Annotated in this window: 6 protein-coding genes; 4 read left to right on the plus strand and 2 right to left on the minus strand. The window is 47.3% G+C overall.

The features are described from left to right. A partial coding sequence (locus tag K8R76_08655; protein MCD4848246.1) for a hypothetical protein occupies positions 1-1,791 on the minus strand: 1,791 nt, incomplete at its 3' end. A 117-nt stretch (positions 1,792-1,908) separates the two neighbouring features. On the opposite strand from K8R76_08655, the gene K8R76_08660 reads away from it, so the two are divergent. Further along, positions 1,909-4,020, plus strand: a complete 2,112-nt coding sequence (locus tag K8R76_08660; GenBank protein MCD4848247.1) for a patatin-like phospholipase family protein — start codon at positions 1,909-1,911, stop codon at positions 4,018-4,020. Positions 4,021-4,024: 4 nt separating this feature from the next. Further along, entirely contained in the window at positions 4,025-4,363 is a 339-nt protein-coding gene (locus K8R76_08665; GenBank protein MCD4848248.1) for a hypothetical protein, read from the plus strand. Between the two features lie 73 nt (positions 4,364-4,436). On the opposite strand, the gene K8R76_08670 is transcribed toward K8R76_08665, so the two are convergent. Beyond that, the gene (locus K8R76_08670) at positions 4,437-4,796 is read right to left on the minus strand and encodes a hypothetical protein (GenBank protein ID MCD4848249.1); all 360 of its coding nucleotides are present in this window, start codon (positions 4,794-4,796) and stop codon (positions 4,437-4,439) included. Between the two features lie 90 nt (positions 4,797-4,886). On the opposite strand from K8R76_08670, the gene K8R76_08675 reads away from it, so the two are divergent. Then, on the plus strand, positions 4,887-5,075 hold the full coding sequence (locus K8R76_08675; protein MCD4848250.1) for a hypothetical protein: 189 nt from the start codon (positions 4,887-4,889) through the stop codon (positions 5,073-5,075). Then, positions 5,047-6,246 (plus strand): IS4 family transposase, encoded by a 1,200-nt coding sequence (locus tag K8R76_08680; protein MCD4848251.1) that lies wholly within the window; start codon positions 5,047-5,049, stop codon positions 6,244-6,246. Before K8R76_08675 ends, K8R76_08680 begins: the two co-directional genes overlap by 29 nt. Positions 6,247-6,353 lie beyond the last annotated feature (107 nt).

A 6,353-nucleotide genomic window follows, 5' to 3' on the forward strand; every position in this document is an offset into this window, starting at 1 on the left:
CACATTGAGTCTGGCAGGACCGCTGGCTGTGAGAGTAATGACAGATGAAGATCTCACCGGATTAGCTACAAAAATGTTAGTATTTGCGCTGACATCACCGCCGGACTGATCTTCTATTCCGGTTCCGCCCCATATTGCCATCTGGACCGATGGGTCACCCATGAGGTTGTATCCCTCGTAGTAGTACTTGGATCTTCCGCCACCGCTGTAATAATTGAAAACAGCAAGAAGTCCACCGTTGCAAAAACCCTTTGCCCAGTGAATTCCATTTCCAAGGAACCACTCGAACTCGGCGCGTTCCTGTATGTCATCCTCGTCCCAGTAGGAAGAAGGAACTGAACCGAAGAACCAGAGGCCACCTTTTCCTTCTGTTCTTGTCCAGGTTTCGCACCAGGCTGTGCTGCTGTAACCGTAATTACCGGTCAGGCATGCATGAGAGAATACACCTGGAAGCATTGATGCATTTGTCAGCTGTGCGAAATTGCTTGAGCTGAAGGACATATCGCCCCAGCTCGTGTTACTGCCATGTCCTGAGAATGTAAGCATCGAAATGCCGCCGTTTATGGAGGCAATTGCATCTGCCGCTGTTCCGCCTGAATGCGGGTACACCTTGTCATATGTGTAATTCAGGGGATCGAGATAGGTCTCAATACAGTAATTGTGAGTGCCTTCTGAGATATTCCAATGATCACTGCTGGCTATCCAGCATGTATTCTGTACCCATGGAGTAGAACCGTTGACGTTCTGTTCATAATCAATGACCCTGTCGGCCATCAATATAGCCTGGCCAACAGAGGTTACGGAGAACCTGCCGATAAAGGCATCAGGAAGATAACCTCCGTCAGGAAGAGTGACGTAATAGAGATCGGTTACACCGCCGTACTCAGTTGCTGCGTTTCCGGGAAGATACGGTGTATCGCCGACCAGCAGAACGTACTGAGGAGGATCAGCCCAGTTTTCGATAGCATTAAGAATATATGTTTCGATATCCGCATAGGAGGTGCCGGTTACACTGAGGTCAACCATGGTTACATCAAAACCCAGGTTTTCCTTCCAGGTTACGAAATCGTCCATGCCTGTTGTTACGAAATCCTCGTGACCGATGATGAGATATGGCGCGGGAGGAGTATCGCATCCACCGTCAAATGTTCCGTAGTTTGAAGCTAGACTGGAGAGCATCTCCTCAAAAGGAGGCGCGTAGTATCGGGTCGCGCTTGCATAGGTTGCTCCGAGATCGCCGCCTTCATAAGAAAGTGTGATAATGGCTTCGGAAAGCAGATCACAGGAATTGTCAGCTGGATTCCATCGGAGAGGAAGAACCTCGACAAGAGCAAGATTACGTCCACGCATTTGTCCCGCATAGACTACTCTTACCCAGGTTTCGGGGAAGGATGTTCCGCAAGTATATACACTCTCATCGAATTCCATTACGAAGTTGTCGCGGGGATCGCTCTTCATAGCGGACATTATTCCAGGCTGAATTGGCCATGCAGGGCCATCTACGTTGAGAATTGTTTCGTTCGAGATGGAGATCTCGACTGTTGCTCCAACGGGAATCTCGAGCCAGGTCCTGTATACAGGAACCCTTGGCATGGAGAAATCGCTGATGCTTTCAGTGCCATCCATTGCGACAACTGAATAGTTGTTACCACTGATATTCAGGGTTCTGTACTCTGGCTGAGAAGTGGTGAGTTCAAAAACGATACCGTCTGCTCCAGACTCCACAATGGTTAGCCCGGTTGCCATAGCCGCACCTGTGATGAGCAGTAGAAGGCAGAGAAGAGATTTCATGCCTTTCTCCTTTCATAAGGAGTTGGTTAGAATTGTAAGTATGAATATTGAATTGCTTGCATATCGATTGAACGTAAGAATACAGTTTTTAGTTCCCTATGTAAAGGGTATGGTATCATGTTTATCCAGCAATTGATGCTTATTCTCCTCAGTGTAATCCGGTTTGATCCATCTGATGGTATATCGCTTGTTCTTTCAGGTGGTGGTGCCCGCGGCTTTGCTCATGTGGGTGTTCTTATGGCTCTGGAAGAGGAAGGAGTCATGGTTCGAACAGTTACCGGAGCCAGTATGGGTTCTCTCATTGGGGGGCTTTACTCCAGCGGATATTCTCCTTCCTTTATAGATTCCCTGGTCAGAAATGCTGACTGGACCTGGATGTTCTCCTCTGCACCGGACAGCAGGCTCACAATGCTGCCCCTCCGTCTATCCCGATCACATGATATTCTTACACTTCACTTAAAAGGATTCACACCTGTACTGCCGCGCAGCGCGATTTCCACTCAGCGTGTTGCTTCACTTCTCTCATCTCTTACCGGTCCTGTCCAGGTTGATCACGGAATGAATTTCGATTCTCTTCCTATTCCACTCAGGCTTGTAGCCTTTGATCTGGTCAGCCGCTCCCGGATAGTTCATTCATCCGGAAACCTGTCGATATGTCAGCTGAGTTCAATGGCTGTTCCTGCTGTGTTTCCTGCTGTGAGAATGGGAGAGATGCTCCTTGTTGATGGAGGAGTTGGCGATAACATTCCGGTGGATGTTGCAAAGGATACGTGGGAATATCGCGTGCTTGCGGTGGATATTTCATCCGGAAGTTCTGAAATTCCTGAAAATCCGACAATGATTCAGGTTGGATCTCTTACATACAGTGCTCTATCGCAGAGGGTGAACGATCTTTACCGGGTAGAGCCGGATTACTATTTCAGGCCGGATCTCCAAGGAGCAAAAAGCTACAGTTTTACAAGTGAAGCTGCTGATACACTTATAGCTTTGGGTTACAACCAGATGCTCGCCTACCTGCGAGAGCATCCCGAAATACCCAGAAGATTTCCGCATCAAGGAGTATGGGTTGATCCAAGGCCAGACTATTTAATTGATAATGTGCAATTCACAGGTCTTGAAAAGGTATCAGAAAGCGTTGTTCAAGATTGGTTCATACTAGAAAGAGGTATTGAAGCATCCACCGATACACTCGGAAAAGCCGCAGAAAAACTGTACGCGTCAGGGCTATTCGACAGAGTTGATTACAGATTGGAACCCGCAGCTGATTCAGGATTTGTTGATTTGATCTATACATTTACCGAAAGAGAACCTTCATCTGTTGGTATAGGTATAACATACTGTGATGAATTTGGATTAGATGTCCGGTTCACTTACAGACATCTCAATTTCCTGAAAGCAGGGAATCACTTCATCCTCAACATAGGAGGAGGGGACAGGTATTCCTTCGGCGAGATACGCCTGCTTGACCTTTCTTCGGGAAACCGGAACTGGATTACCGATTATTCGTTTTCAGCCAGACAGATGAAAGCGAAGTTCTTTGAAAGGGATAGAACCTTTGATGACAGAGTATCAACATCAGTTGCAGCAAGCGCTGCACAAGGCTTCTCAGCCGGTTGGTCAGGGCTGACCGAATTGGGAGTAGCCGGAGTTCTGCACCGGTATGGTTCCGGTGATCCTGAGGGATTTCCATTTGTGTTCATAAGTCACATAAACGAAACAATGTCCGATCCGGTGAATCCAAGGTCCGGTATCAGACTGAAGACCGAATTATACTGGGCACCCCTTGGATCTCATAAGCATGCGTGCCTTGAATATGACTTCGAATCAGCCTTTCCGTTTCTCAGGAAGGGAACAATGCAGTTCACATTCTGGGGTCAACTGCTGGGTGGAACGACATGGAACTGGCAGGACAACAGACTTACCGCATCCAGATCAATTCCAGGCATGCCGTGGAATTCCCTTCCGGCCCGGCAGAGACTGGCTGGAACCGCTTGCTTCAGGAGGGACCTGAACGGTCCGTTCTTCCTATCAGTTGAAACTGGAGCAGTATGGGATTGGGAGTCACCGTTAGAAATCGAAGACGGGGAATCAACATGGGGAGCGGGACTTTCAGTCGGAATGAGAACACCAATGGGACCGGCGGTCATCAGGTGTGGATGGTCGACGGAATGGCATGAAAGATGGACTGTCTCAATTGGCTCACCCCTGACTTATGGGCCTGGAAGGTAGCATCATGGCAAAGGTCTTCCTCGCGAAATCAGTAAGGGCAAAGCGCGAGACTGATGCAGGTTACAGAAATACCACTTCACGAATAATAGCTGGTCCCGCGCAGGGCTGTAACAATGCCACAGTGAGGGTACTCACAATCCGCCCTGAAGGGAAGGTTCCCAGACGGGAGTACGACAGTCTGAGGATAATAACTCTTCTTCAGGGGGAGTTGATATTCATGGACGGTGATGGATCGATGCACATGCTCGGAGAAAATGATACTGTCATAGTTCATTCTCATGAGAGATACCACTTCCAGAACGATTCATCGAAAAATGCCAGAATCATGATAATAGAAACCTGAGCAATTGGTGCCACCCACCAAGCAATTGGTGCCACCCACGAATGGCACTAACTTAAGCCTATCGTTTTGTATTTCATATTGATACTGGTGCTTTTCTTTTTCTTACGCCTTCGGTGGTAGCTTCGAGTATGAGGTTGGCTAGTTGTCGCATTTCATTAAGAGTCTCAACTACGGTTTTGTTATTGTCAATCGCCTTCTGGTAGAAGACCGCTTGTGATTCAGACAGGTTAACTGTTACCGTTTTGCCTGACATCTTGAATGTCCACTGATAGTATGGTCCGTAAGCTTTCATCCCATCTGAAGAATCCGGATCGTTTCGAGTAATAGTTCTCTCCAGGATGGTTCCCTGCACAATAAGATCAGTAGCTGCAAGCCGTTGTTTCAACAGCTTATACCGAGCCATGAGTTCTTCTGTGGTCATGTCTCTTTCCATAATGATTGTCCTTCCCGGTTGTGGTTGGAGTATACTGTGTTATAATATACAAGTATATATACTTGTATATTATTGCATGAAAGGATAATCATGAACAGAGATCCCGGCAAACTCCATGCGAGGATGATGCGGCTTCGGAAATCTTCCATTACCGGAATCAGGGAGGTATTCGGGAAATGGATACGATTACCGGAAGAGTTCGGGCAACCCGTTCGTAACAGGCTCTTTTTTCCCCTCACGGGTATTCTGGGTGTTTCTTTTTCAAGTGCTCTCACCTGATGGTTCATGCAGGGAATCAGTAAGACAATTTCTTGCATGGATCGCAGCGGAGAACCACACTGCATCACCGAATACCTGTGCATACACGAAGGCTCGAAAGCGGCTACGGTTGTCAGATCTTAAGGAAGTGAATGATTCCCTGACTGAACAACTGAATGATATGCGGCAACCGGAGGACTTATGGATGGGCAGAGATGTCAAAGTCTTTGATGGATCATCCCTATCCATGCCGGATACCGAAGAACTGCAAGTACTATATCCTCAACATAATACGCAGAAAGAGGGATGCGGATTCCCCACCATGAGGATAATGGCGGCGTTTTCACTCGCTACAGGAGCTCTCATAGCATTATCCCGCAGTGCGCTTTCAATCGGCGAGAACACTCTGTTCCGGGGAATGTGGGATATACTTGATCCCGGAGATGTTGTTCTTGCGGACAGATACTTCTGCAACTACACGAATTTCTTCTATCTGGAACAGCGTGATGTTGATTGTGTCATGCGAAATCATCAGAGACGGACTGTCGGTCTTGATCTTGTTGAGACGATCAGCGAGAATGATCGCATCATCGCATGGCACAAGAACTCAGGATGTCCGAAATGGCTTGAAAAAGAAAAATGGAATAAGCTTCCTGAGAGGCTCATGGTAAGAGAGATAACTGTTACGATTGAGAAACCGGGGTTCAGGACAACGAAGATCATTCTTGCTACAACACTTCTTGATCCGGTGCTTCACCCAGCCGATAACATCGCGATGCTGTATCTGCAGCGGTGGAATGCGGAGCTTTATCTTCGAGACATCAAAATATCCATGGGAATGGATCCACTCCGTTGCAAGTCCCCCGGCATGATTCACAAGGAACTGCAAATGTACATCATCGCATACAATCTCATCAGAATCATCATGCTGGAGGCTGCACAGCTTGATGGGATATCCTGGAGAATCCTGAGCTTCAAGGGCACTATTGCTACAATTAACCACTGGACACCGATTATGCTGATCAGTTCCCCATCGCGGACAGAACAGTTGTATCTTCTCATGCTGTCATACATTGCGAGAGATAAGGTGCCGCAAAGACCCGGCAGAAGAGAACCACGAGTCTTAAAGCGTAGACAGCGAAGAGGATACAGCTTTCTCACAAAACCTAGGGAACAATTCATTGAGGCTTAAGTTAGTGCCATTCGTGCCACCCACCAATAAAAACGACATCGATATCAAACAAGGATCTTAGTAATCAAATTTGGTGAAATACTTGACATTCTGTTTTTCTCTAGTAT

It is taken from the genome of Candidatus Aegiribacteria sp., from assembly GCA_021108435.1.
In the GTDB taxonomy this organism is placed as follows: domain Bacteria; phylum Fermentibacterota; class Fermentibacteria; order Fermentibacterales; family JCC-6; genus Aegiribacteria.

Excerpts from the sequence above, each read along its gene's own strand:
- K8R76_08670 (MCD4848249.1), bottom strand. The coding sequence starts at position 4,796 with ATGGAAAGAGACATGACCACAGAAGAACTCATGGCTCGGTATAAGCTG.
- K8R76_08675 (MCD4848250.1), top strand. The coding sequence starts at position 4,887 with ATGAACAGAGATCCCGGCAAACTCCATGCGAGGATGATGCGGCTTCGG.
- K8R76_08665 (MCD4848248.1), top strand. The coding sequence starts at position 4,025 with ATGGCAAAGGTCTTCCTCGCGAAATCAGTAAGGGCAAAGCGCGAGACT.
- K8R76_08660 (MCD4848247.1), top strand. The coding sequence starts at position 1,909 with ATGTTTATCCAGCAATTGATGCTTATTCTCCTCAGTGTAATCCGGTTT.